This is a genomic window from Pseudoalteromonas sp. Of7M-16, from assembly GCF_022347805.1.
In the GTDB taxonomy this organism is placed as follows: domain Bacteria; phylum Pseudomonadota; class Gammaproteobacteria; order Enterobacterales; family Alteromonadaceae; genus Pseudoalteromonas; species Pseudoalteromonas luteoviolacea_F.
On record NZ_JAKRFY010000016.1, the window covers coordinates 71,859 to 96,626 of the forward strand.

Annotated in this window: 22 protein-coding genes; 12 read left to right on the plus strand and 10 right to left on the minus strand. The window is 42.7% G+C overall.

The features are described from left to right. Position 1 precedes the first annotated feature (1 nt). Genes MHN81_RS16645 through MHN81_RS16655 form a run of 3 tightly spaced genes read right to left on the minus strand, consistent with a single transcriptional unit; the run spans position 2 to position 2,059 of the window. Positions 2 to 691 (minus strand): response regulator transcription factor, encoded by a 690-nt coding sequence (locus tag MHN81_RS16645; RefSeq protein WP_023398204.1) that lies wholly within the window; start codon positions 689 to 691, stop codon positions 2 to 4. After that, positions 691 to 1,092, minus strand: coding sequence for a DUF3019 domain-containing protein (locus tag MHN81_RS16650; RefSeq protein ID WP_239426256.1), 402 nt, complete (start codon positions 1,090 to 1,092; stop codon positions 691 to 693). Before MHN81_RS16650 ends, MHN81_RS16645 begins: the two co-directional genes overlap by 1 nt. Next, positions 1,082 to 2,059 carry a MipA/OmpV family protein gene (locus MHN81_RS16655; protein WP_239426257.1) on the minus strand — a complete coding sequence of 326 codons (978 nt, stop codon included), beginning with the start codon at positions 2,057 to 2,059 and terminating at the stop codon, positions 1,082 to 1,084. Before MHN81_RS16655 ends, MHN81_RS16650 begins: the two co-directional genes overlap by 11 nt. 155 nt (positions 2,060 to 2,214) lie before the next feature. On the opposite strand from MHN81_RS16655, the gene MHN81_RS16660 reads away from it, so the two are divergent. Next, positions 2,215 to 4,386, plus strand: a complete 2,172-nt coding sequence (locus MHN81_RS16660) for a beta-propeller domain-containing protein (protein ID WP_239426258.1) — start codon at positions 2,215 to 2,217, stop codon at positions 4,384 to 4,386. Positions 4,387 to 4,440: 54 nt separating this feature from the next. Here MHN81_RS16660 and MHN81_RS16665 read toward each other — a convergent pair whose 3' ends face one another. From MHN81_RS16665 to MHN81_RS16690, 6 genes are all read right to left on the minus strand, one after another. Further along, on the minus strand, positions 4,441 to 4,986 hold the full coding sequence (locus tag MHN81_RS16665) for a GNAT family N-acetyltransferase (protein ID WP_023398370.1): 546 nt from the start codon (positions 4,984 to 4,986) through the stop codon (positions 4,441 to 4,443). 25 nt (positions 4,987 to 5,011) lie between these two features. Next, a complete protein-coding gene (locus MHN81_RS16670; RefSeq protein WP_239426259.1) occupies positions 5,012 to 5,746 on the minus strand; it encodes a 5-oxoprolinase subunit PxpA in 735 nt (244 codons plus the stop codon). 17 nt (positions 5,747 to 5,763) lie between these two features. Further along, positions 5,764 to 6,561 (minus strand): DUF1445 domain-containing protein, encoded by a 798-nt coding sequence (locus tag MHN81_RS16675; protein WP_023398372.1) that lies wholly within the window; start codon positions 6,559 to 6,561, stop codon positions 5,764 to 5,766. A 64-nt stretch (positions 6,562 to 6,625) separates the two neighbouring features. Next, positions 6,626 to 8,407, minus strand: a complete 1,782-nt coding sequence (locus tag MHN81_RS16680) for a glycoside hydrolase family 3 protein (RefSeq protein WP_239426260.1) — start codon at positions 8,405 to 8,407, stop codon at positions 6,626 to 6,628. A gap of 358 nt (positions 8,408 to 8,765) precedes the next feature. After that, positions 8,766 to 9,500 (minus strand): MBL fold metallo-hydrolase, encoded by a 735-nt coding sequence (locus MHN81_RS16685; protein WP_023398374.1) that lies wholly within the window; start codon positions 9,498 to 9,500, stop codon positions 8,766 to 8,768. Beyond that, the gene (locus tag MHN81_RS16690; RefSeq protein ID WP_239426261.1) at positions 9,497 to 10,114 is read right to left on the minus strand and encodes a chemotaxis protein; all 618 of its coding nucleotides are present in this window, start codon (positions 10,112 to 10,114) and stop codon (positions 9,497 to 9,499) included. Before MHN81_RS16690 ends, MHN81_RS16685 begins: the two co-directional genes overlap by 4 nt. Positions 10,115 to 10,285: 171 nt before the next feature. Between MHN81_RS16690 and MHN81_RS16695 the strand changes: the two genes are divergently transcribed. The 9 genes from MHN81_RS16695 (at position 10,286) to MHN81_RS16735 (ending at position 22,486) form a co-directional block, all read left to right on the plus strand. After that, entirely contained in the window at positions 10,286 to 12,574 is a 2,289-nt protein-coding gene (locus MHN81_RS16695; protein ID WP_239426262.1) for an EAL domain-containing protein, read from the plus strand. A 646-nt stretch (positions 12,575 to 13,220) separates the two neighbouring features. Beyond that, positions 13,221 to 13,430 (plus strand): cold-shock protein, encoded by a 210-nt coding sequence (locus MHN81_RS16700; protein WP_023398377.1) that lies wholly within the window; start codon positions 13,221 to 13,223, stop codon positions 13,428 to 13,430. Positions 13,431 to 13,763: 333 nt separating this feature from the next. Further along, positions 13,764 to 14,429 (plus strand): GntR family transcriptional regulator, encoded by a 666-nt coding sequence (locus MHN81_RS16705; protein WP_023398378.1) that lies wholly within the window; start codon positions 13,764 to 13,766, stop codon positions 14,427 to 14,429. A gap of 23 nt (positions 14,430 to 14,452) precedes the next feature. Continuing rightward, positions 14,453 to 15,331: a methylisocitrate lyase gene (gene prpB, locus MHN81_RS16710; RefSeq protein WP_023398379.1), complete on the plus strand. Its 879-nt coding sequence runs from the start codon at positions 14,453 to 14,455 to the stop codon at positions 15,329 to 15,331. 80 nt (positions 15,332 to 15,411) lie between these two features. Further along, positions 15,412 to 16,533 carry a 2-methylcitrate synthase gene (prpC, locus tag MHN81_RS16715; protein WP_239426263.1) on the plus strand — a complete coding sequence of 374 codons (1,122 nt, stop codon included), beginning with the start codon at positions 15,412 to 15,414 and terminating at the stop codon, positions 16,531 to 16,533. Between the two features lie 99 nt (positions 16,534 to 16,632). Beyond that, positions 16,633 to 19,221, plus strand: coding sequence for a Fe/S-dependent 2-methylisocitrate dehydratase AcnD (acnD, locus tag MHN81_RS16720; protein ID WP_023398381.1), 2,589 nt, complete (start codon positions 16,633 to 16,635; stop codon positions 19,219 to 19,221). A 55-nt stretch (positions 19,222 to 19,276) separates the two neighbouring features. Continuing rightward, positions 19,277 to 20,452: a 2-methylaconitate cis-trans isomerase PrpF gene (gene prpF, locus MHN81_RS16725; protein ID WP_239426264.1), complete on the plus strand. Its 1,176-nt coding sequence runs from the start codon at positions 19,277 to 19,279 to the stop codon at positions 20,450 to 20,452. Positions 20,453 to 20,548: 96 nt separating this feature from the next. Further along, positions 20,549 to 21,154: a LysE family transporter gene (locus tag MHN81_RS16730; RefSeq protein ID WP_023398383.1), complete on the plus strand. Its 606-nt coding sequence runs from the start codon at positions 20,549 to 20,551 to the stop codon at positions 21,152 to 21,154. 21 nt (positions 21,155 to 21,175) lie between these two features. Further along, positions 21,176 to 22,486 carry a methyltransferase domain-containing protein gene (locus MHN81_RS16735; RefSeq protein WP_239426265.1) on the plus strand — a complete coding sequence of 437 codons (1,311 nt, stop codon included), beginning with the start codon at positions 21,176 to 21,178 and terminating at the stop codon, positions 22,484 to 22,486. Here the strand turns inward: MHN81_RS16735 and MHN81_RS16740 are convergent. Beyond that, positions 22,483 to 23,256: a putative porin gene (locus MHN81_RS16740; protein WP_172642403.1), complete on the minus strand. Its 774-nt coding sequence runs from the start codon at positions 23,254 to 23,256 to the stop codon at positions 22,483 to 22,485. The two genes, MHN81_RS16735 and MHN81_RS16740, sit on opposite strands and share 4 nt — an antisense overlap. Positions 23,257 to 23,442: 186 nt before the next feature. Here MHN81_RS16740 and MHN81_RS16745 point away from each other — a divergent pair, with 186 nt between their 5' ends. Together MHN81_RS16745 and MHN81_RS16750 are read left to right on the plus strand one after the other, a co-directional pair. Further along, positions 23,443 to 23,823: an STAS/SEC14 domain-containing protein gene (locus MHN81_RS16745; protein ID WP_023398386.1), complete on the plus strand. Its 381-nt coding sequence runs from the start codon at positions 23,443 to 23,445 to the stop codon at positions 23,821 to 23,823. Positions 23,824 to 23,917: 94 nt separating this feature from the next. Continuing rightward, entirely contained in the window at positions 23,918 to 24,616 is a 699-nt protein-coding gene (locus tag MHN81_RS16750) for an SDR family oxidoreductase (RefSeq protein ID WP_239426266.1), read from the plus strand. The last annotated feature ends 152 nt before the right edge of the window (positions 24,617 to 24,768 follow it).

Here is a 24,768-nt window from a genome sequence, read left to right on the forward strand (position 1 = left end):
CTTAATCCCACGCAGATTTAGAGCATAGGTATCCCTTACCCCACACAGTCACAAGCCTAAATGGTTGGTCTGGGTTATCACCAAGCTTTTTACGTAATCGAGAAATGCGCACATCGACACTGCGATCTAAACCATCGTATTCTCTACCTACAACTTGGTTGTAAATATGCTCGCGACTCAGTGTCTGTCCTGCATTGTTAGCAAGCTCCCAAAGCAAGTCAAATTCGTAGCTGGTTAGCTCCACTTCTTGGCCTGACAAATAAGCTTTTCGAGCAGCCTTGTCTACCTCGAGTTGGCCAAGTTTAATATTGTCAGAGCCCTCGTCTTGTTTTCCGCCACGTCTTAATAGGGCGTTTACTCTGGCTAGTAACACATAGGGTTCAACAGGTTTTATCACATAGTCATCTGCGCCAATTTCCAACCCTCTAACATGGTCGAAATCACTGTCCTTTGCCGTTAAAAATAACACGGGTCCAGAGTAACCGTGGCGTATTTCTCGACAAATGGAAAAGCCATCCATGTTGGGAAGCATGATATCTAAAATAACAATATCAGGTTGTTGCTGTATAATTGCGTCAACAGCTTTTGCACCATCATTCACCAAAGTCACTGAAAAGTTATTACTTTCAAGAAATTGCCCAGTCAGTGTTGCGAGTCTTTCATCGTCTTCAACAAGGATTACCTTAGCCATTAAAAAAAGCTCCAGTCAGATTTTAATTTTCGTCTATATTTTCGACTTGCCGCCGCATTGATTTTTACTTTTTGCTCAGCTAAAACATGCATGTTTTCATTTCTGAGTGAAAATGACATGTCTTCAGATATGGCGATACTGATATTTGTTCTTGCTTTACGCTGGTTTTTCCAGCATTGCAATGGTGCATTATCTTTGTATAAACAAACATCTTGCGCATTGGGTATAGTCCAATCAACAGCGATTGTCATCTCACAGACTTGGCCTATGGACTTTACCATACACACCACAGGTTTAATCTTAAGAGTTGCTTTATTAGACTGCTGAGCATGGCCTTTGACACTGATCACAATCAGTAACAAAGAAGACATAAATAAAGCACATGACCATTTAAAATTCATACAGCCCTCCGATAAAGATATTGGAGGTATAATCACGCTCAATAAGTGGGCTGTTCTTTATGCCAGAGCCCAGCCAAGTGTGCCTTGCACTGAATTTTAATTGCCAATCTGAGTTTAGCTTATAATTGAAAGCCACAGCTAAAAACGGGTTTACTGTCGCCTTTCCCTCGTAGAGGAAGTGCTCAGACTGAGTGTCTTGTTGACTGATGCCATAGTAATAATCAACAAGGCTTTTATCTTTGTATTCTGCGCCGACTTTAACTCTCAGACGAGATGGATTTTGCGTATTTGTCGGAACAACAAAACTGTAATCTATACTGCCATGGTGGCCTTGGTACGTATTGGTAACATCATGGAGCCATGAAAAAGTGATCTTTGCATCATTTTTGAAGTACCAGTGAGCAAGTATCCCGGAGTCTATTGCCCAGTCACGCTTTGCTATTTTATCGATAGTAATGGATTTAGGAGTGGGCTCCTTGTCCTCTTTATCATCGCTATCTCCGCCATTTTCGCTTCCATTGTCGGTCCCGATGCCTGGTTCATCAGAGTTATTGGGATCTGTTGTCGGGTTACCAGGTGAAGGTGTGACCGGAGGGGCATTTGACTCAGCTGTAAAAGTATTTTTTACTAGGATATTACTTGGGTGAAAGCGCTCAAAATAGGCCTGCTCCGTATTGAGCTGTGCAATTAGACTGACATCGAACTTCTCTTGCTCAGTAAAAGTGAACCCCAAGGTAGTATTGTCGAAAAAAAACTTGTCGCCGTAATAGTTAATGTAGGGCAGTATGACAAGTGGGATGTTGTCCCCACCACGCACTGGGTTTGTCGCAATCCCGCCGCCAACTGCAACAGAAAACTCCCAGCGTCCAATTTCGGCGCATTGTTCGTCATTTTCATTGCAGTTTGCAACACTGTAAGTACTAAATAAGTAAAAACAGATAGATAGCAAAATAGAAAACTGTTTCAATCAATTTACTCCTGTAAAACCTAGGGCTAAATTTACCAGCAATTTTAGTAATTACCAGAACTGGTTACATTAAATAACAAATAGATCGAGCGAAATAACAGAAGAATGGTGTCACTGTATTAAAGTAAAGTTACTTTTAATCAAGGAGCACAACTATGTTTTACTCTAGATTTACTCTTTCACTGGCAAAAGCGGGCGTTGCGATAGCTGTTTTGCCTGTTTTGGTTGCATGTGGCGGAGGTAGTGATAGTAATAGTGATAACAAGGTAGATCAGGGAGAGACCAAATTACCGACAAGTGTACCAGAATTAACTTGGTTGGGTGAGTCATCAGCAAAGCTGAAAAAAGCGTCATCGAGTGAGTTTAGCTCACTATTGAAAAACGGTGTCTATTTGAATAGCCGACCAAGTGATAAAAATGATTCTAGCCTTGAAACTCCTGTCAATGCATCGCCAGTCTCTGAAGGAGAGTCAAGTAATCAGTTTTCATCTACGAATGTTGTTGAATCGGGTGTAGATGAAGGGGACCGTATCGAATACGACGGCAACTATTTGTATATTGCTGCCCATTCTGGGCAAGATTTGTCTCAAAACGCAGTATTTAAGCAATATGTCCGTGTAATGAAACGCACTGAACAAGGCATTGAAGAAGTTGAAAGAATAGAGGCATCTGAGAATTTATATAGCCAGCAAGAGCTCTACTTAAACGACGGGCGACTGGCTTCTGTATTTAAATATCCAGTGCTGACTTTGGACTCCTCCCCTGCGTCGAGCAGCACATCTTCTGATACGTCAGTGGTAGCGAACACCTTTCTCAATACATTTGAGTTAAGTTTTGCAGACGTAACCACGCCTGAACAGTCCCAAGTACTTAAGCAGTATCGTGTTGACGGCAACATTCTAGATAGCAGGGTGATCAATAACGAGTTGTATGTAATTAGTGAATTTGATGCCAATTACAGTTCGGAGCTAAGTGATGATTTGGCGGTTTATCAAGCATTATATCAGCTCAACGTATCTGAATTATTGCCCAAGATCACAGACCTAAAAACAGGTGCGGTATCGCCTTTATTTGACCCTAGTTCGTGTTATATTCCAGAAGATACCGTGGTGACAGACAGTGCCAATACCATCACTACAATCACTAAAATTTCGCTGCAAGATCCATCTAGCGTTCAATCGACCTGTATCAATGTACCAACAGATGGTGTGTATGCATCTCAGCAAAGTATTTATTTACATAAACGTTTTTGGCCGAGTGATGCTGTAAGTTTTGATGACTTGTCTCAAACAGCGCTACATAAGTTTTCGATAGTAGATGGCAATATCACTTATAGTGCATCAGGGGCAGTTGCAGGATCGCTAGGTTTTGGCAGTAACTTTGGTGGCATGATTGAACCTGCAATTGTTCAAAACGTGAGTGATGCTGCCTTTAGACTTAGTGAGTTTGAAGACAAGCTTCGTTTGGTCACAACTCGCTTTAGTGAAACAAAAGGTATGATCCATCAGCTATTTGTGTTGGAGCAACAGGGCGCTAACCTAGAGATAATTTCCAATTTGCCCAATGAAAGCCAGCCAACCCCGATAGGTAAAGTTGAAGAAAATGGCATGGTTGAAGAAAATATCTATGCGGTAAGATTTATGGGTGAAAGAGCATATGTGGTGACGTTTAGGCGCATTGACCCGCTGTATGTTATTGACTTATCGAAGCCGGCTGAGCCAGTGATAGCCGGCGCTCTGGAAATACCTGGGTATTCTGCATATCTTCACCCTGTATCAGACAATTTATTAATTGGTGTTGGTCAAAATGTAGGAGACTTCGCATTTCTATCAGAGCCTGCGGTTATCGACAGCGACAATGACGATACATCAAATACGGTATTCCCTGAAATCGGTGCAAAAGTTAGTTTGTTTGATGTCAGCAACATGACGTCACCAACCTTGATTAAAGAGCATGTATTTGCAGGCGGTTATACGCCAGTTGAATTTGATCATCACGCATTTAGCTGGGTGAAGGTGAGCGACCAAGAGTTTCGCATGACATTACCTGTAGAATCTTGGGAAGCCACTATTTTAGCCGATAACTCAAGTGTTTGGGGTAACATCAATGAATTGGCTGCATTTGAAGTGAATACCGAAAACTCCGGATCTTTGACCTATCTTGGTAGCAGTATTGCAACTTATGATGATCCGACAAACAGCGTTCCTTATGTGCGAGCGTCGGACGACAGAGGCGTTATCCATGGAGATACGATCTACTATATCCATGGTAACTTCGTCTGGTCTAGTTTATGGCAGTCTCCTGACATAAATGCGGGCCCGTTTTAACTCGCACATATCAAGCCTCTGAGCGAAATCTCTGAGGGACCAAGCGCCACCCAATTACGCAGGGTGGCGCTTTTTTGCAGCCGGTTTGTGTAAGACAAGTTCAATATCATCCAACAAGTTACCACCAATCATATAGTTTCTCTCAATGACTTGGTGTACTTTAAACCCCAGCTTATACAGTAATTGCTCTGATGCGGCATTTCCTTTTGTCACTGTAGCCATGAGCGTGTCATAGTTGTGTACTTTAAATGCGTTTTCAATAACAGCCATTGACGCCTCATAGGCATACCCTTGCCCCTGATGATTGGGGCAAAGCATAAAACCAAGTTCAGCAATAGCAGGGGGGTCAGAAATCGTTTTAAACCCATGTAAACCAATGGGTTCTCCCGTATCTTGTCGCTCAATAACTAGTGTGAGCCAAGCGTTTGTATTTTTGTGCCATGGGCTACAACGGAGATCGAAATTGGCTTTAATCTCGTTTAACTGTTGAATATCTGCGACAAATTTCATGACTTCAGGGTTTTGGTTTAATGCTTGGAAAAGCGGCCAATCTTGTTGGCTCAAAGGTCTTAGCCTTAGGCGCGAAGTTAACAACTCCATATTTGTCCTTAATTGTTTGAATTATCTAGGTGCGGGCACTGAGAATGTTTTTAATTTTTTGAATTTGATTGATCGCATGCAGATTGTCGCCATGAACACAAAGTGTATCAGCGGGTAAGAATAGTGTTTTCCCTGTGGCTGTTAAAACAGACTGTTTTGAAGCAAGTAGGGCAACTTGCTCCAGCAATTTTTCTTCATTGTGCACGGCATTGGGCTGTGTTCTGGGTGTAAGCAATCCATCATCGGTATAAAGCCTATCCGCAAAGGCTTCAAGCAGAAGATCCACTTTATACTGGTTTGCTAAGTTTTGGTGCTGCTCTGCCTGTGCTGTGGCGAGTAGCATTAACTTGAGATTTGAAGGATAAAGGCTTAGCGCTTCGAGCAATGTTTCCAATATAGATGTATCGCGCATCATGTCGTTATAGAGGGCACCATGTGGTTTGACATAGGTGAGCTGCATGCCAGCTATATTGGCCATGCCTTCAAGTGCAGCAACTTGATAGTGAATGCAATGGATCAGGTCTTGTTTTGCCATATTCAATGAGCGCCGACCAAATCCTTGTAAGTCTGGGTAACTTGGGTGTGCACCAATACTAACAGAGTGCTCCTTAGCAAGTGCCAAAGTTTGCGCCATAACGCTTGGGTCGCCTGCATGAAAGCCACATGCAATATTTGCCATATCAATATGGGGCATGACATCGACATCAAGCCCCATTTTCCAAGCACCAAAACTTTCGCCCAAATCGCAGTTTAATAACATGCCAACCTACTTTCTAATTATTGTATTAACAGATCCATATCCGGCCTATCAGTGACCAACATATGTTGTGGACTATTGATAATACACAATTCTGGCGCTGCGCGGGTAATTGCGAGATGAGCGGTTAAACTGGTTGTCCAAAATACAGGCTGTTTGTGTTCAGGGATAAAGATGGGGTCACCAAAATTGGGTTTGCTGAGATTGTTGATACCGATGTCGGCGGGGTTGCCAAAGTGGACAGGGATCCCATGTGGTACGCGACTGATGCTGCCTGCTTGAATTGCCCGAATAATCTCTTTGGTGTCCATTGGTCTTAAGCAAACGACTTTGTTACTTTTAAAAGGGCCAACGGGCTGGCTTGGAATATCACTGATGTACATGGGTAAAGTATGTGCGGGGCTCGAAGTTGAGGTATCAAAGCCAAATGTATTGAGAACGTAATCAAATGCAACATAACTTGCAAGCGCGAATGTCACAAAGTCTGTTCGCCAAATTTTTGTGATATTGGTGACTTCATCAACCAACTGACCGTCTTTTAGCACGCGATATTTTGGCACATCGCTGCGTATATCAATATTACTGCCTAGCGGATCTAAGCGAAAATCCCCTTCATTGATACTGGTTGCAAGTAACGGACAGCAATCATGGTTGTTCTGACAGTACTTTTGAAAATCAAAAGCATATGCTTTAGGTAAAATCACAATATTACATTGTGTGAAGCCGGGCACAAACCCATTTGTTGGACCTGAGTAGTCTCCGGCTCTGATCATTTCACGAATCGCGTTAGGTGCCGTTAAGGACGCCTTTGGATCCATATTGCCCTCACTAAATTGTAGAAGTCTCTATATTTACGCGGGGCTTGTACTTGGACATTGCCTATCACTCAAGGTTAATGCTCACTGGCAATTGCCCAAGCGCTTTAGCTTTACCGACAATCACTTTTGCAAGTGCAGTATAGGCAGGCCCGCGCACATCATTTTCTGTTGCTACATCCACATTATAGGCATAGCTTGCTAAAATCGCCTGATTGTATAGTGCATATTTTGCAATTTCGTACGGTGCACGCAAACTTATAAATATACTCGCTTTTTGGTGAGAGTGAGCATATTGCATGAGCTCTAATAGTGCCTTGGGTTGCTGCTGCTTTGATACTTCATATTCGGTAAGTTCAACAAGGTCATCCATCCCTCCAATTTCGGCAGCGCTTTGCTGTGGTGAAGCATGCGCACTGATCACCCAGTCGGCTGCTAAAATCGCATTTTTTGCTCGTTCAGGCTTGAATGCTTGTAAGCTGGTAAGGCTGATCTTGATATCTTTGTCGACTTCACTGAGTAAAGCTTGTTTTAGGGCTGTGGCTTTTTGCCTATCAGGCATTATTAAATGAATATGTGCACCGTCTTTGATATTCAAAGGTAACAATGCCTTATTTTTAACCTCAGTGATGGCGGCCAACGCTAAATCTGCTTCTATTTTTCGGTGTTGTGGGTTGCCAAGGGTCGCCTTTGCGATGGCTGGACTGGGTGTCAAATTATGATTGATGAATGACGCTTTTAATTTGTCTATGCGTGCTTTGGATAGCAATAGTTCTTGTTGGTCCAGTTGACCTGACTGTGCAGCTTCATGCAGTGCACTGAAAAAAGATTGAAATGCTTTGATGTCTTCAGGTGTGCGTACTTGGATTGGCATCAAGGCAATGTCAACCCCAGCTTTGAACGTTTCGATTACAGCATCTAGCGGTGAGAAAAAATCACTGATCCCTGCCATATCAAGTGCATCGGTGATGGTGACACCTTGATAATTCATTTTCCCTCTGAGCAGATCATGCATAATTGCCCTAGACATGGTTGCTGGACGGAGCATTTTTCCCCCCTGCTTATTTGTCACTGTACTGCTATCAAGGGCTGGGTATTGGATGTGGGCAGTCATGATCATGCCCGGCTGCTGTCGCCTAATAATATGTTCGAAGGGATACAAATCTTGTTGTTTTATCTGTGCAAGAGTATGTGCAACCTTTGGCAATCCGGTGTGACTGTCGACGTGAGTATCACCGTGGCCAGGGAAGTGTTTTAGCGCAGAAATGACGCCGTGCTGTTCAAATGCTTTAACCTGTGCAGCGCCTAATATCGCGACTTCTCCTGGATTCTCGCCAAATGAGCGCACATTGATGACGGGATTCAATGGGTTGGCGTTGACATCTACGGTCGGGGCAAAGTTTACATTGATCCCAAGGCTACTCAGTTCTTTGGCAATAGTTGTAGCGACACTCGTCGCATATTTCTCACCATGTGTTTTATAGGTGGCACCAATACTCATATTGCCAGTAAAAGAAGTGGCTTCAGCTCGATTAATTCGGGCTACGCGACCCCCTTCTTGATCGATAGAAATGAACAAGGGCGTGTCACTTGCTCGTTGTAAATCTTTGGTCAGAGACACTATTTGTTCGGTTTGTTGTACGTTTTCGGCAAACAAAATCACGCCACCGATGTGGTACTGTTTGAGTAATGACGCTAATTCGGGCGGCAATTTTGTCAATGGTTGGCGACAGTGTGTTGGTGCGGTGTTTTGGCAAAAATAACGTAAGTCCAGCATGAGCTTTTGTCCAATTACTTTGCGAAAGTCTATTTGGGTGTCGCTGGCACTGACTGCTGTACTGATTGTCATAATACTAATTAAACCTAGTTGTTTGAGAAAGTTGAGTATACGCACGGCATCAAATTATAAATTTTTTGCCTACTTTACCATGCAAACATATTCGTTGAGAGTTTTACTCGCTAAATTTCACGTGCTTTTACTCAATTAGTGCGGGGTCTGAACAGGTGTTCTTCAGATTGGAATAAACTACTTCAGCGAGCCTAATAAGAGAGAGCGAAGCCTTCAAATTGACATATATTGATTTTTACAACTCTAGTTTAAGGTTCGCGCAATAACAGCTTACCCATATTGTGCGCTCACTGCTGTTGAGCGCAGCCTCCAGTATACGTTGGGTCATGTAAAGAAGTGCTAAGAATGTCAGTTTGGGTTATTTTGCAGCACTACCAACATCCAGCTTGTCGAACCACTCCAAAAACTCTTGCACTTGTTCCCCTTGATACAGCTTACCGTGATTTGGTGCGAGGATATTAATATCTAACTCTTTGACTCGTGCAATCCAGTTTGATTTGGCTTGGTTGGAAGGCATCCAGCGTTTATGGAACTGCTCTATTTCTTTGATGTGCTTTGAGAAATCTTCTACATATTTGGCATCATTTTGTGCTTTGATTGCTGCGCCAACATTGGCACTCATAAGGATTTTTGCAGCTGGGTCGTAAAGTTGAAAGTTGCCTGCTGAGTGTAAATAGTGGGCGGGAAGCAATCGCAAACGCACACCGCCTAGTTGAATTTCACCGCCTTCATCATTTATTCCTTCGAAGTGCAGGTTGTCGAGATCAAAGTGTTCTATGAATCGATCCCACAGTGCCGGCGCATATAATGTCGCGTTAGAAATAGCCTTATCCCATAGGCTGAGCGTGGCAATGATATCGGGATCTTGGTGGGAGGCAAACAAGGTCGTTAATTTGTCGAGTTCAGTATGTTGTAAAATAGCCGCTAACATCGGAGAAAAAAGCTCTATTCCGCCAGGGTCCATAAGCATGGATTCGTGTTGAGTGTGAACAAAGTACTGATTGACACATCCCTGAGTGTTTATTGCTGAACCATTGCACTCAAGCATCATCCAGCTGTGTGTTTTGGCTTTGTATAATTCCGCTAGTTTCACCTTAGTACTCCCCGTAGTGTATGGATTTCACTTAAGTTATAGACAACCGCTGTTTTAATCGTCTTGGCAGCGCTGGCGATAAAGTCAGATACAGATTGCAAACTGTCGCTAAAATCCCCGGCATTAGTCGCTTCAACACGGCTGGTGACGGCAATGTACTCTGCACTTTGCATTTGTTTTTGAATGTCTTCGAAGTGGTTCTCAAGCTCGCTCAGTGCATGAGATAATTGCGATGCAGCGCGTCGCTGTGATTTCAACGCCTGTTGGTACATGGCCTCTACCTGGCTTGATTTCACCTGCGATTTTAGAGTGGTCATTTGATGATAGTATTGACTACTACGAACCAACTTAAGTGCCTTATTAAATAGCTGATTAGATAGGTCTGCTATTTTAGTTGTCGAGTTTATGGTCTGCTCCGAAAACTCATCGATAAAGTTGGTGATGGGTTTAAATCCAAGCGCAGCATCACCCGCTCTTAATGCAACTACTCGTGCATTTTTTGCGGTTAATGAAAGATTTTTGGCTTGCGTTAATATGGATTCTAAATTGGCGATTATTTGTGCCACCCGAACAAAGTTTTCAACAACTTTTGTGTCGTCGCTTAAGGTCATCATAGACTTTTTCCGATATTCTCACCCCTATTAGATTTAGGACAAAAGCCAGTTAAATTCCAGAAATATAAATAATCTATTTGTTGGCTCTTACTGTAAAAGTTGCACAACAGTGTCTACGCTTAGTGAATATTGCAAATTCATTTCTAACTTAGTGATTTCGCGCGAACGCATATGAATCGACTCACTCAAAAACTTTTACTTAGCTTTTTTTTTCTCCTAGTCGGTTTGTCATTTGGTATCCAAATTAGTCAATTTGTTGAAAATTGGTTATTCACCGAAGCTGGGCACTATGGCAATGAGTCATTGATTGAGCTATTTAATTATTTTTCTCTTGCGATAACTGGCTTTGTAATGGCTGTGGTGTTGGGGGCTGGCGTAATTTACTTGGCACGTAAAAAGCAACAGGAAATTGGTTTTGGAGAGCATGGTGAACTCTATTATGAAGTATTTAGAGAATCTTTAAATGCTCAGTTTTTAGTGTGTGAAAATGGCACTTTGTACGCGGTAAGCCAAGGCTTTTGTGGTCAACTTGAAGTACAAGAGGAAGATCTTACTGCCGTTGGTTTAAAAGGCTTAATTGATGAGCGAAGCTTTGAGCGTTTTATGCTGTGGCAAAGTGAGGGGGAAGATTTTGAACTGCTCTCTTTTAAATTGAGCAATTTTGAAGGCAAGCAAAAAGAATTGGTAGTAAGTCTAAATCACACCCATTTAGCAGGTGTTTATTTGGGTCAGCTAGTGGATGTCGACAAACAAAGCGAGTTGCAAAAGCAGCATGAATTATTGGCAATTACACTAAGTTCAGTGGGCGATGGTGTGATTTGCACAGATATCAATAATCGCATTACTTTTATGAATCCTGTGGCGGAAGCTGTACTGGCACTGTTAACTGATGAGGTAAAAGGGCAGGATTTTGAAGAAGTGGTGCCATTGTATCAAGAAGACAGCAAAGAACCAATTGATGATCCAATGCGCCAATCAATGACGGAATTACAAACGGTCTGTTTAAATGAACTAATCTGCTTTCGTAATCACCTGGGGCTAGACTTTGCTATCGAGGTGTGTTGCTCACCTATCTTTTTGCGTGGCGATAAAATAGCAGGTGCCGTACTGGTATTTCAGGATGTGACTGAGTCCCGTTTACTGAGGAAAAAGATGAACCATTTGGCGCACCACGATGCGTTAACCGGTTTACCAAACCGATTATTATTGCAAGATAGGCTGGTGCAGTCGTGTAAACGGGCAAAGCGGCATAAGCACCAATTTGCGCTCATATTCTTAGACTTAAATAAGTTTAAAGCAATAAATGATTCGTTAGGACACGATAATGGTGACGAATTATTGAAGCAAGTAGCTAAACGGTTAACTGCCAGTATTAGAGCTTGTGATACCGTATCTCGTATTGGCGGAGACGAGTTTGTTCTGCTTATCGATAGCATGGAAGATAGGCGACACGTTCGTCTTGTTGTAGACAAAGTATTTCAGGCATCTGGTGGTCATTATGAACTGAGAGCGACCCAAGTCAATGTGTCATTTAGTGCTGGAGTTGCATTGTACCCAGATGATGGTGAGAACGCAGACTCACTGATGAAAAGCGCAGATACCGCCATGTATAGGGCAAAAAAAGTGGGGCATTCAAACTATCAATTTTATTGTCCCGAATTAGATAAAGAGGCAGAGCTTTATCTTGAAAAAGAAACTGCGATGATAAAAGCACTGCATCAAAAAGCTTTCTTAGCGCACTTTCAGCCAATATTAAATGCGCAGACTTTAGTGATTGAAAAGCTGGAAGTGCTGGCTCGCTGGCAGTGTGGTGATGAGTTGATAGTTGCTGAGCAGTTCGTAGACGTAGCAGAAAGTGCTGGAATAAACGGCCATTTAAGCATGTATGTTTTCGAGTTGGCCATCCCTCAATTTGTGATCTGGTTAGAGCGTTACCCTGATCTGCAGCTGTGTTTAAATCTATCGATAAAACACTTGTTAAATGGCATGTTTAGTGAGCAATTAATGGCCCTGCTGGATAAGCATCAGCTAAAACCACAGCAGTTCGAGTTAGAAATTGCAGAGCAACCATTGCTAGAGCGAGCTGATGAACTGAAGGCAACGCTTGACTCGTTGCGTCAGCAGGGGTTTCACCTAGCCATTGATGATTTTGGTGTAGGGCATACAAACCCAAGTTTGCTTAGGGAGCTACACTTTGACTCGATTAAAATAGATCCAAGCTTCATTAATGAGATTGGAGGTGCAGAGCACCAAGATGATCTTGCGATGGTGATGATAAATATTGCAAAGAGCCTTGGTGTAAATTGTATAGCGGAGGGTGTCGAATGCGAAATGCAAGCCAAAGCTTTGGCGGCTAATGGCTGTGATCAATTACAAGGGCATTTTTTTTCTAAGCCAGTGCCAAGCTCGGAAGTGAACCTACTACTGGAAAAAAGTTTTAAACAGTCAAGAGAACCATAATCCTTTTTACTCACTACTGCAGATATCTCTAAAAAATTGAAAAACTCTTTGTAATGAGAAAGGGAAAATGGCAGTAACGAGCGAATGCAATTATAGAAAAAGAAGTAGGAATCTTTCTGTTGCAATATGTGCAATTTTTAAACCGGAAAAGTACGCATTTGTAAGCTCGCTTTATGCTTTATTTCATAGATTATTAGGCGCATTTATTAAGTTAGTAATATTGCTCTAGGTACGCTCTTAATGTTGTTTTTTGTGCGTAAAAATCAATAATTATTGTTTGGTATAGATATGGGTAAAAGCCGTGTTTTTACAAGGCCTATAGCGCTGTCTTTAATTGTTCACAATGCTTATGAGATTATGTCATTAAGCATTCATAAATATGTTTAAAAATTAGTTGACTTAGAGGGGCATCCCTATAAGATGAACATAGACAGAATTTCGGTCAGTGTTTATAAATCTCCATTACGTTGTTGTATAAGTGTTAGCTTGTAGTAGTACCGTCCTGAAGTTTTATCACCGGCAAAATTTAGGTCTATGCGCCCACAAGGGCATAGGTTTGCCAGTTTATAAAAATGGATTCTCTTTAAGCAGTGTAGAATTTGCTTTTAAGGATTGGCATTTATATTTTTTATCAGGATTTATTATTATGTCTAATACTTTAACAGGTACAGTAAAGTGGTTTAACGAGTCAAAAGGCTTTGGTTTTATCGCTCAGGAAAATGGCCCAGATGTATTTGCACACTTCAGTGCAATCAAAGGCGATGGTTTCCGTACTCTAGCTGAAGGCGAGCGTGTAGAATTTAAACTTACTACAGGCCAAAAAGGTCCTCAAGCTGAGGAAATCGTTAAGCTGTAACTGTCACAGTTTTAACAAGTAAAAAAGGCAAGCTTAGCTTGCCTTTTTTATTGCCCGTATCCCGTCCTAAACAAAGTTGACACTTTTTAAATATTTACAAAAAACTATCTTTTCTACATCTACATCTACATCTACATCTACATCTGAACCCTTTTAAATGACCCCTTGTACCTTTTTATTCCATCAAAGTTTGCGCTTTTATTTTAGTGTCATAAATATGATGAATAATGTAGATATCTAGATTGTCGACAATTTATCGGTTTGCAGGTTGACGTTAACGTAAAGTGTATCTATATTGTTGGCATTCGGTAAATACAACTGTGTGGCTTTTAAATGGTTTTTTTTCAAGAGCAAGCTGTAACCTCTTCAGATAAAACATATTTTCAGTTGAGAGAGGAAATAGTAGAGGGTTTGATCCCTGCTGGAGCTAAGCTCAGTGAAGTTGAATTGTCGACAAAATTTGAGGTCAGTCGAGCAGTTATTCGAGAAGCTATTAACCGCTTAGAAGCATGTAACATTGTTGAGCGCAAAGCCAATGTAGGTGCGCGTGTCGTAACGCTTACGGAAGACGGTCTACTTGAGTTATATCAGATCCGTGAAGCATTGGAAGGCATGGCTGCAAGGCTTGCTGCGCAAAATATGCCTGAGGCTGAGATTTATGAACTCAGTAGCTTATTGGAGGGACAGCAAGATGAAGTCAGACAAAACCACACTTATTACCAAGAAGCGGGTGATTTAGATTTTCACTATCGAATCATTGTGGGCAGTAAAAATCAGCAACTAATCACCATGTTAAGTAATGGTATTTACCACTTGGCTAGGATGTACCGAGTTCAGTTGGGAATGACTGGGCCTCGAGTTACAACGGCTTATGACGAGCACAAGCATATTGTAAGAGCGATTTCTAATCGAGATGGCGAATTGGCCGAAATATTGATGCGACGCCATATCCAATATTCTAAAAATAATATTGCCGTCAAGCTAACTAAAATGAAGTAAACATCACAGGAGAATACACCATCATGAGTGCAGGAAAAAAATTTCGTGACGCATTAAATGCAAATCAGCCTTTACAAATTGTGGGAACTATCAATGCTTACAGCGCAATAATGGCAAAGCAAATTGGTCACCAAGCAATATACTTATCTGGTGGTGGTGTAGCTAATGCTTCTTATGGCCTACCTGATCTTGGGATGACTTCACTCAACGATGTGATTGCAGATGTACAGCGTATTACGTCGGCATGTGATCTGCCTCTAATGGTAGATATCGATACTGGTTGGGGTGGTGCGTTTAACATTGCTAAAACAATCAGAGACATGGAAAAGGCGGGTGCTGCAGCCGTACATATTGAAGACCAAGTAGCGCAAAAGCGCTGTGGTCACAGACCAAATAAAGAAATCGTGTCTACTGAAGAAATGGTCGATCGCATTAAAGCAGCGGTTGATGCTCGCACAGATAAAGACTTTTTTATTATGGCGCGTACCGATGCATTTGCACAAGAAGGGCTTGATGCGGCGATAGCACGTGCTAAAGCGTATGTTGAAGCTGGTGCAGACGGCATTTTTGCAGAAGCGATTCAAACTGAAGAGCATTATAGAGCTTTTTCAGAGGCATTAGATGTGCCTATTTTGGCGAACATGACTGAGTTTGGTAAGACAGAATTATGGAATAAAAAAGAGCTAGCTGATTGGGGCGTTGGAATGGTCCTCTATCCGCTAAGTGCATTTCGTGCGATGAACAAAGCTGCGGAGCTGGTGTATCGAACATTACTGAACGACGGTGATCAAAAAGCAGTGGTCGATACCATGCAGACTCGTATGGATTTATATGATTACCTTGGTTACCACGAATACGAACAAAAGCTCGATGCGCTGTTCGCCGAAGGCAAGAACAAGTAACTAACAGTATAAAGAGCGTGCACAAGCGCGCTCACAATAAAGATTTAAAATTCAGCAGGTAAAAATTTCAGGAGAAAGTTATGGCTAAAGTACTAAGTGGTGCAGGTCTGCGTGGTCAAGTTGCAGGGAAAACTGCGTTATCAACAGTTGGAAAATCAGGCTCAGGGTTAACTTATCGTGGTTATGACGTAAAAGACCTTGCCGAAAATTGTCAATTCGAAGAGGTTGCGTACTTAATTCTAAAAGGCAAGCTACCTAACCAAAGTGAGTTAGATGAATATAAAGCACTGCTTAAATCAATGCGCGGCTTGCCAGTTGCGTTAAAAGATGTATTAGAGCGTATCCCTGCTGATGCACACCCAATGGATGTACTTCGTACGGGTTGTTCAATGCTTGGTAACTTAGAGGGTGAGGCAAGCTTTGATGAGCAGGGTAAAGTGACTGACCGTATGCTTGCTTGTTTCCCTAGTATTATTTGTTACTGGTATCGATTTAGCCATGACGGCGTGCGCGTTGATGTTGAAACTGATGATGATTCAATTGGCGCTCACTTCTTACACCTGTTACGCGGTGAAAAGCCATCTGAGCTTCATGAGCGCGTTATGCACGTATCTCTTATTCTTTATGCTGAGCACGAGTTCAATGCGTCGACGTTTACAGCGCGTGTTTGTGCCTCAACGTTATCTGATATGCATTCTTGTGTTACTGGTGCAATCGGTTCTTTACGTGGTCCTCTTCACGGCGGTGCCAACGAAGCTGCAATGGAAATGATTGAACGTTTTGAGTCACCAGAGCATGCTGAACAAGAAATGATGGGTATGTTGGAGCGTAAAGAAAAAATCATGGGCTTTGGTCACGCGATTTATTCAGAATCTGATCCACGTAACGAAATCATCAAAACATGGTCTGAAAAGCTTGCTGCGGATGTCGGTGACTCGGTGCTTTACCCAGTTTCAGTGCGCTGTGAAGAAGTGATGTGGCGTGAGAAAAAGTTGTTCTGTAATGCGGATTTCTTCCACGCATCTGCATATAACTTCATGGGTATACCAACTAAATTATTTACGCCAATTTTTGTGATGTCTCGTTTAACAGGTTGGGCTGCGCATGTTATGGAACAGCGTGCTGACAACCGTATTATCCGTCCTTCAGCTGAGTATACCGGCGAAGAGCTTCGCCCAGTGCCTGCTATTGCAGAGCGTTAATACTCGCGACTTGCACATCGTGTTTTAGTCGCCAACATGGAACACTTTGGACGTGTTCCATCTTGAGTACACCGTCACTTCTTCAGTTGGAAAGCAGTTATGAATACCCAATACCGTAAACGATTACCTGATTCGACCCTATGCTATTACGATACGCGCGAGGCCATTGAGGCGATAAAGCCAGGTGCCTATGCCGAATTACCTTATACCTCAAAAGTACTGGCAGAAAACTTAGTTCGCAGAGCAGATCCTGAAAAACTTAATGATTATTTAACGCAAATTGTCGAGCGCCGTCGAGATCTTGATTTTCCATGGTTTCCAGCTCGTGTTGTCTGCCATGATATTCTTGGTCAAACAGCCCTTGTTGATTTGGCTGGTTTGCGCGATGCGATTGCGGCCAAAGGAGGCGATCCGGCGAAAGTGAATCCAGTTGTGCCGACACAGTTAATTGTTGACCACAGTTTAGCCGTAGAACATGCGGGCTTTGAAGAAAACGCGTTTGAAAAAAACCGCGCGATAGAAGATCGTCGCAACGATGACCGCTTTCACTTCATTAACTGGACCAAAACTGCGTTTAAAAATGTGGACGTGATCCCGCCTGGAAATGGCATTTTGCATCAAATCAATTTAGAGAAAATGTCTCCTGTTATTCAAGCTCGCGATGGTGTCGCATTCCCTGACACATTGGTGGGGACTGACAGTCACACACCGCATGTCGATGCGTTAGGCGTGATTGCAATCGGTGTCGGCGGCCTTGAAGCTGAAAGCGTCATGTTAGGACGTGCGTCCTATATGCGTTTACCTGATATTGTTGGTGTTGAGTTGGTTGGCAAGCGTCAACCGGGGATCACAGCAACAGATATTGTACTGGCGATCACTGAATTTTTACGAAACGAAAAAGTCGTTTCGACCTATTTAGAGTTTTTCGGTGAAGGTGCCAATGACCTTACCCTAGGTGACCGTGCAACTATTTCAAATATGACACCAGAATATGGCGCGACGGCGGCAATGTTCTACATCGATCAAAAGACCATAGACTACTTAAAACTGACTGGCCGTGATGATGATCAGGTAGAGTTAGTAGAGCAGTATGCAAAGCTGACCGGGCTATGGGCAGACTCAATGACAGAGGCTAAGTACGAGCGTGTACTTAAGTTTGACTTGTCGAGTGTGGGCCGCAACTTAGCTGGTCCTTCAAATCCGCATCGCCGTGTAGCTACACAAGATTTAGCTAAACAAGGCATAGTGGCAGATTACGAAAAAACAGAAGATAAAATGCCAGATGGTGCTGTTATCATCGCGGCTATCACCAGTTGTACTAATACCAGTAACCCAAGAAATGTTGTTGCAGCGGGCCTGCTGGCGAGAAATGCAAATAAGCTAGGCCTGAAGCGTAAACCTTGGGTAAAAACTTCGTTTGCTCCAGGTTCGAAGGCTGTGCGCTCTTATATGACAGAGGCAGATCTATTACCTGAATTAGAAGCGCTTGGTTTTGGTATCGTTGCGTTTGCATGTACGACCTGTAATGGCATGAGCGGTGCACTTGACCCGAAGATCCAACAAGAAGTGATTGATAGAGATTTATATGCCACAGCCGTTTTATCTGGCAACCGTAACTTTGATGGTCGTATCCACCCATATGCTAAACAGGCGTTCCTAGCTTCGCCTCCTTTGGTTGTCGCGTATGCGATAGCTGGTAGTGTGCGTTTTGATATTGAGCAAGATGTATTGGGTCATGACCAAGCAGGTAATCCGGTTACACTGAAAGACATTTGGCCTAGCGATGAAGAAATTGATGCGGTAATTGCTAAGAGCGTTAAACCTCAGCAATTTAGAGAAGTATATGACCCGATGTTTAATTTGAGTGTTGATTACGGAGAGGATAATGATCCACTGTATGACTGGCGTGAAATGAGCACCTATATTCGTCGTCCACCCTATTGGGAAGGTGCGCTTGCCGGTGAGCGAACAATGAAAGGGATGAGACCTTTGGCTATCTTAGGCGATAACATTACAACAGATCACCTTTCTCCTTCTAATGCGATAATGGCAAGTAGTGCGGCAGGCGAATACCTTGCCAAAATGGGGCTGCCTGAGGAAGACTTTAACTCTTACGCAACCCACCGGGGTGATCACTTAACCGCTCAGCGCGCCACTTTTGCAAACCCGAAATTGCTTAACGAAATGGTTAAGGAAAACGGGGAAGTGAAACAAGGTTCTTTAGCTCGTGTCGAGCCTGAAGGGCAGGTTACGCGAATGTGGGAAGCGATTGAAACTTATATGGACAGAAAGCAGCCGCTGATCATTGTTGCAGGTGCAGATTATGGTCAAGGTTCTTCGCGCGATTGGGCTGCCAAAGGGGTTCGTCTTGCGGGTGTTGAAGTGATTGTCGCTGAAGGGTTCGAGCGTATCCATAGAACTAACTTGATTGGTATGGGTGTACTACCGCTTGAATTTAAATCGGGCACGACAAGACTGACGCTTGGTTTAGATGGCACTGAAACTTATGACGTGATTGGTGAGCGCACACCAGGTACGACACTAACTCTGGTGATAAACCGCCAAAATGGTGAGCGGGTTGAAGTCGAAGTGACATGCCGATTAGATACCGCTGAAGAAGTATCAATTTACGAAGCCGGTGGCGTGTTACAGCGTTTTGCAAAGGACTTTTTAGAGGCTAACGCTTAATTAAAATCATCAAATTAAACCCAAGCTTAGCTTGGGTTTATTGTTAGGAAGGACTATGAGTTTCAAACCACAAATCAAAATACCCGCAACTTATATGCGCGGTGGTACGTCAAAAGGCGTCTTTTTTAATTTAGAAGATTTACCAAAAGGGGCACAGGTTGCTGGTAAGTTGCGGGATGATATTTTACTGCGGGTTATTGGTAGTCCAGATCCTTATGGTAAGCAAACCGATGGGATGGGCGGTGCTACGTCTAGCACGAGTAAAACAGTGATTTTATCAAAAAGCACACAAGCTGATCACGATGTTGATTACCTTTTTGGCCAAGTCGCAATTGATAAACCGTTTATTGATTGGAGTGGTAATTGCGGCAATTTAACTGCTGCTGTTGGTGCTTTTGCTATCAGTAATGGATTAGTTGATCGAGCGCGAGTACCGGAAAATGGTGTGGCAATTGTACGTATTTGGCAGGCCAATATTGGTAAAACTATTGTCGCTCATATCCCTGTGACAAATGGCGAAGTGCAAGAGACGGGGGATTTCGAGCTTGATGGTGTGACTTTCCCCGCAGCTGAAGTTGTGGTCGAATTTCTGGACCCGGCAGATGCCGATGCAGATATGTTCCCAAGTGGTAACTTGATAGATGTGCTTGAGGTGCCGGATGAGGGGGCTTTTGATGTGACCATGATAAATGCAGGTATTCCAACGCTCTTTTTCAAGGCAAATGATTTAGGCTTTGAAGGTGTTGAGTTGCAAGAAGCGATAAATGGTGACGATAAAATATTGCAGAGGCTCGAAAAAATCCGCGCTTATGGTGCGTTAAAAATGGGTTTAATCAAGGACCTTGAAGAAGCTAAGGTTCGACAGCATACTCCAAAAATTGCTTTTGTGAGTGGTGCTCAAGGGTACACTGCATCTAGTGGTAAGGTAGTTGATGCACAAGAGATAGACCTCAATGTGCGTGCCTTATCTATGGGGAAACTGCACCATGCTATGATGGGGACTGCGGCGGTTGCAATTGCGACTGCGGCCGCAATTCCTGGGACTATTGTTAATGAAGCTGCTGGTGGAGGTGAACGAAACCAAGTTACATTTGGACACCCTTCGGGCACGCTCAAGGTTGGCGCAGAAGCTGAGCAAAGCGGTCAGAGGTGGTTGGCGAAGAAAGCCATTATGAGCCGCAGTGCGAGAGTATTAATGGAGGGGGTTGTTCGTATCCCAGATCCAGAGTAATGCTCAAGGGTTTAAGGCGACAAGTCTTAGACCCTGACTTTCCCCTCACCCTATCAAATTAAAAATTAATCAAATTTAAAAACGTTTGGAGATCTTATGCTTGAAGCAGTTATTTCTCTCGCAGTCACCGCTTTTTTACTTTTAGGTTCACCAGGTCCTGCCCCCTTAGCGCTTGCAGCAGTTGGCGCAAGTTCAGGAGTAAAAGCGGGAGCACCTTTTCTCTTAGGTATTTTGACTGGTCTCTCCGTCGCTATTGCGGCCGCTGCAACAGGGCTTGGGGCACTATTGCTCAGTTTCCCTCAGCTGACACAAGGCTTGCAGATAGCAGCGTTACTTTACCTATTTTATGTTGCGTATAAAATTGCGACCAACCGCAGTGGTCTATCTAGTGCAGGAGACAAACCAGTCGGGTTTTTAGACGGGTTTATTCTAAATTTATTTAACCCCAAAGCATACGCAGCTTGTATTGCGATATTCGCCAATACATCAATTCCTGCGGCGTCTCAGGTTCAAGCAAGTGCAATAGCCGCTTTAGTATTGTTTCTGGTCGCTGCGATTGCTGATTCTTTGTGGCTTTATTTTGGTGGGATCTTACATCGTGTAGTTAAAACACCGCAACAACTTAAGTATTTAAGACTATTTTTTGCGAGTTTATTAGTTTTACTTTTAGTGTATGTCATTCTATCCTCAAATTTAACTTAACTTTATAAAAAACGGCAAGTTATGGGTATATCTAAAGAGCAGTTTATCGGCTTCGTTAAGACCCTTCTCAGAGCAAAAAAAAGCACAGTTGCCAAGGCTGAAATCAAAGCCATGGTGGATTACTTAGGAAAGGTGACAGGAGTATTCAGTAGTACAGATATGAACGCTTCTGAAAAAGCACAAACTGCATCAGGAGTTGCTATTTCACCAGTTCAAGCCGCCAAATGCTTTGAAGAAACGGTACGTACCCAGATATTTTGTCAGGGAGTTGCTCAAGCAATACAAGATAAAATTACCAAGAATATATCCCCGGTTCGGGTTTTGTACGCAGGTACAGGGCCGTATGCAACACTTTTGCTGCCTTTGTTGGCAGCAAGCGATAACTTACCTTTGGAAATAACTTTAATTGATATTCACAAGGAGAATATCAATGCTGTAAACAAGCTAATTAACCATTTTGATTTAGAACACTACAATATCAGTGTAAATCAGGGAGATGCGACGTTATGGCAAAAACCACCGTCTCAGAGCGACTTTGATATTGTGATATCGGAAACGATGACGGCATTACTTAAGCGAGAACCGCAGGTCTATATATTCAAACACCTAGTACGGTATTTGAAACCTTGTGGGGTAATGATCCCGGAAGACGTGAGTCTTAAAGCTTGGTTGACTAAGGTCGAAGGTGAGCGGCAAGGCACTCAATTGCTAGGTGAGTTTTTTCGACTTGATAAGCAAACCTCGCTTGCTTTGAGCCAAGGGGATCACGGGAGCTTTAAGTCAAACCTGACGATCCCACACGGAGATTGGTCAGGCTACACAGTTAAACTGACGACGGATATTATAGTCTATCGTAATTTGACTCTCACTGAAGGGGATTGCAGTTTGAATATCGCCTTTAACTTTAGTCCCTACGATGTTGTCCTTGAGCAAAACCACCCCATTTGTTTTGAATATGTTGCTCCGCAATCCCCTGACTTTTCGATATTATTTCCAAAGGCACAATGGCAAGCTAGCAGTTACACTTTACCTGACAGCAGTGAACTGGGTAAGTTGGGGTTAGTGCATTTAAAACGGACGTTTCAAAGAGCGTATATGGTAAAACGAGGAGAGCGTTTTACTATTGCCCCCCATGAGTGGCATGCTGAATTAGGCTTGTATGAAATGCTGGGACTGAGCTGTGCTCAAGTGTCGTCAAAAATGTATGAACTAGAAAATTATGACGAATTCGAAACTTGGATAGGGGCGCAGGTGGGCAAGCTGTCAGAAACGCAAACTCAAACAATCAACACTGCATTTCTTGCGAAACTGGAAGCGTTAGAACAGAACTAAAACTGAGCTTGCATAGACATTTCAAGAGACTGTTCATCATCACTTTGTTCTTGATAGCGTGCTTTGACAAAAAAGCTATGATTGACAAAGTATTTGCCTTCAACGAGCAAATGAGACTCGTTGCTGCCCAAACCTAAGGCAAAGTGCTGGTTAAAATAGTAGTTTGCGATAAAGTTGTTGTGATTTTTGCTATTAGAGTTTTCATGTGTCAAATCCAGCGTGAAATACTTTTGATCCCCTAAATGTCGGAAGTAACGCACTTCAACTTGCCAGTTTTCAAATTCGTCATCACTGACGAGTGTGGTGCCTACGTATGAATTGGTGTCGATATCAATATTTAATTGACTTTGCAGCCAAGTTATATCGTCACCACTAGCTTGACGTTGATGGCGAACACTGAGTTTTAAACTATCGTAGAACAAATAACCTAGGCCTAGGGTGTTATTGTCGCTGGTATCACCTAAATCTTCAATGCTCGCAGTGGCAAACCAGTTGGCAATAAATAGCTCACCCTCCACGCCTGAAAATACATTGCGTTCATCATTATTGTATGTGAGCCGAATATTAGAGTCTGTATCTAGATAGCCGAAATCGTCCCAAACCCAAAAATAAGCTTGTGGCGCGAAATAATAGTGTGTACTCACCTGTAAAGTATGCGTGTCAGCATCTTCCAATTTTGTGTATGTTGCTTGATTAAACCATGTTTTCTCCGGCTGCGCATAACTATACGAGGTCACGATACTTAAGAAAATAATTGTTAGTAATTTCAAAGAGTTTACCATTTCTTATACTTTGTTTAATGTACAGTTTGATGAGAGCGTTTAACTTTAATGATAGTCCATTTAATAAAATGTGCGTGATAGTCCATTTAATAAAATGTGCGTGATAGTCCATTATGAACTATTGTAAAAAGGACATTGTTTACTTAATTTTTACTTTTCAAGTTGGGACGGGCAATGAGCGAATTCCACGGTATTTCAGTGGGCACGGAACGCCGGGACTTTGGACTATTACTCAGTTTTAAGGCGGTTGGTCGATTGACTCACAAAGACTATGTCGTCGTTTTACCTATTGTTGATCAAGTCGTATCGCAATATAGAAGTGGCGAAATTTACGTGCTGATAGATATAACTGAATTGACCGGGTGGGAAATGGGAGAGGCTGTGACTGACATTCGTCTTGCCTTTCAATACAGTGACCAGTTTAAGAAAACAGCTGTGATCGGCTGCACTAAATGGCAGCGCGTCACGTCTATTCTGGGTGGCTGGATTTTAGGAGGAAAAACCCGTTATTTTTCTGAAGTACACGCCGCGCAAAAGTGGTTGAATCACCGCTGAAAGGTATTTTGATTTTCGAGAGCGCCGCTCTTGATTTAGAATACTTTTTCCGACCAAAATAGCAAAAACATTACAGGTATAGAGGAAGTTTGCGATGGCAAGTGTATTGATCACCGGTGCAAATCGAGGGATCGGTTTGGCGTTGGTGAATGTTTATCTAACGTGTGGCTGGCATGTATTAGCGACGGTAAGAAACCCAGCTTCAGCTATAGAGTTACAGCAATTACGTTCCCAACAAAAAGACGAGCGGTTAGATATTTTCCCTTTAGATGTCACCGATTACGAACAGCTTCGTCATCTAGCCCTATCTTTAGCCGATCGCCCTATTGACGTAGTAATCAATAATGCAGGTTTGTACGGGCCTAAAGGCTATGGTTTTGGCAACTGTGATGTGGATGCGTGGCGCAGTGTCATGGAGGTCAACGCGATTGCCCCAGCAAAGCTTGCTGAAGCGTTTTACCCGAATTTACGCTTGGGTGAGCGTAAAATTTTTGCGGCACTTTCTTCACGGGTTGGCAGTCATACGGAAAATACCAAAGGTGGCGGTTATATTTATCGTAGCTCAAAGGCTGCTTTAAACTCTGTCGTTAAAAGTTTGTCAAATGATTTATTACCAGAGGGGATCAAAACTGTTGCACTACACCCCGGCTGGGTTAAAACAGAAATGGGTGGGCCAAATGCACTTATATCAGCACAAGAGTCAGCTCTGGGACTTAAACGTGTCATAGATAACTTATCCGATTCCGACAGTGGAGGCTTCTTAAGTTTCGATGGTAGCCATATCCCTTGGTAAACTTGTGAAGGGTAATATGGCGTACCTAATAAAAACCCAAATAAGGCCGTCAATTTTTAGAAATTTCTTTACCAAAGTGAAAATTTAATTAGAAATTATTTTCGCCTTTAGTTATGTGTGTTTAGACGTTTTTTATAAAAATATTTATTTGT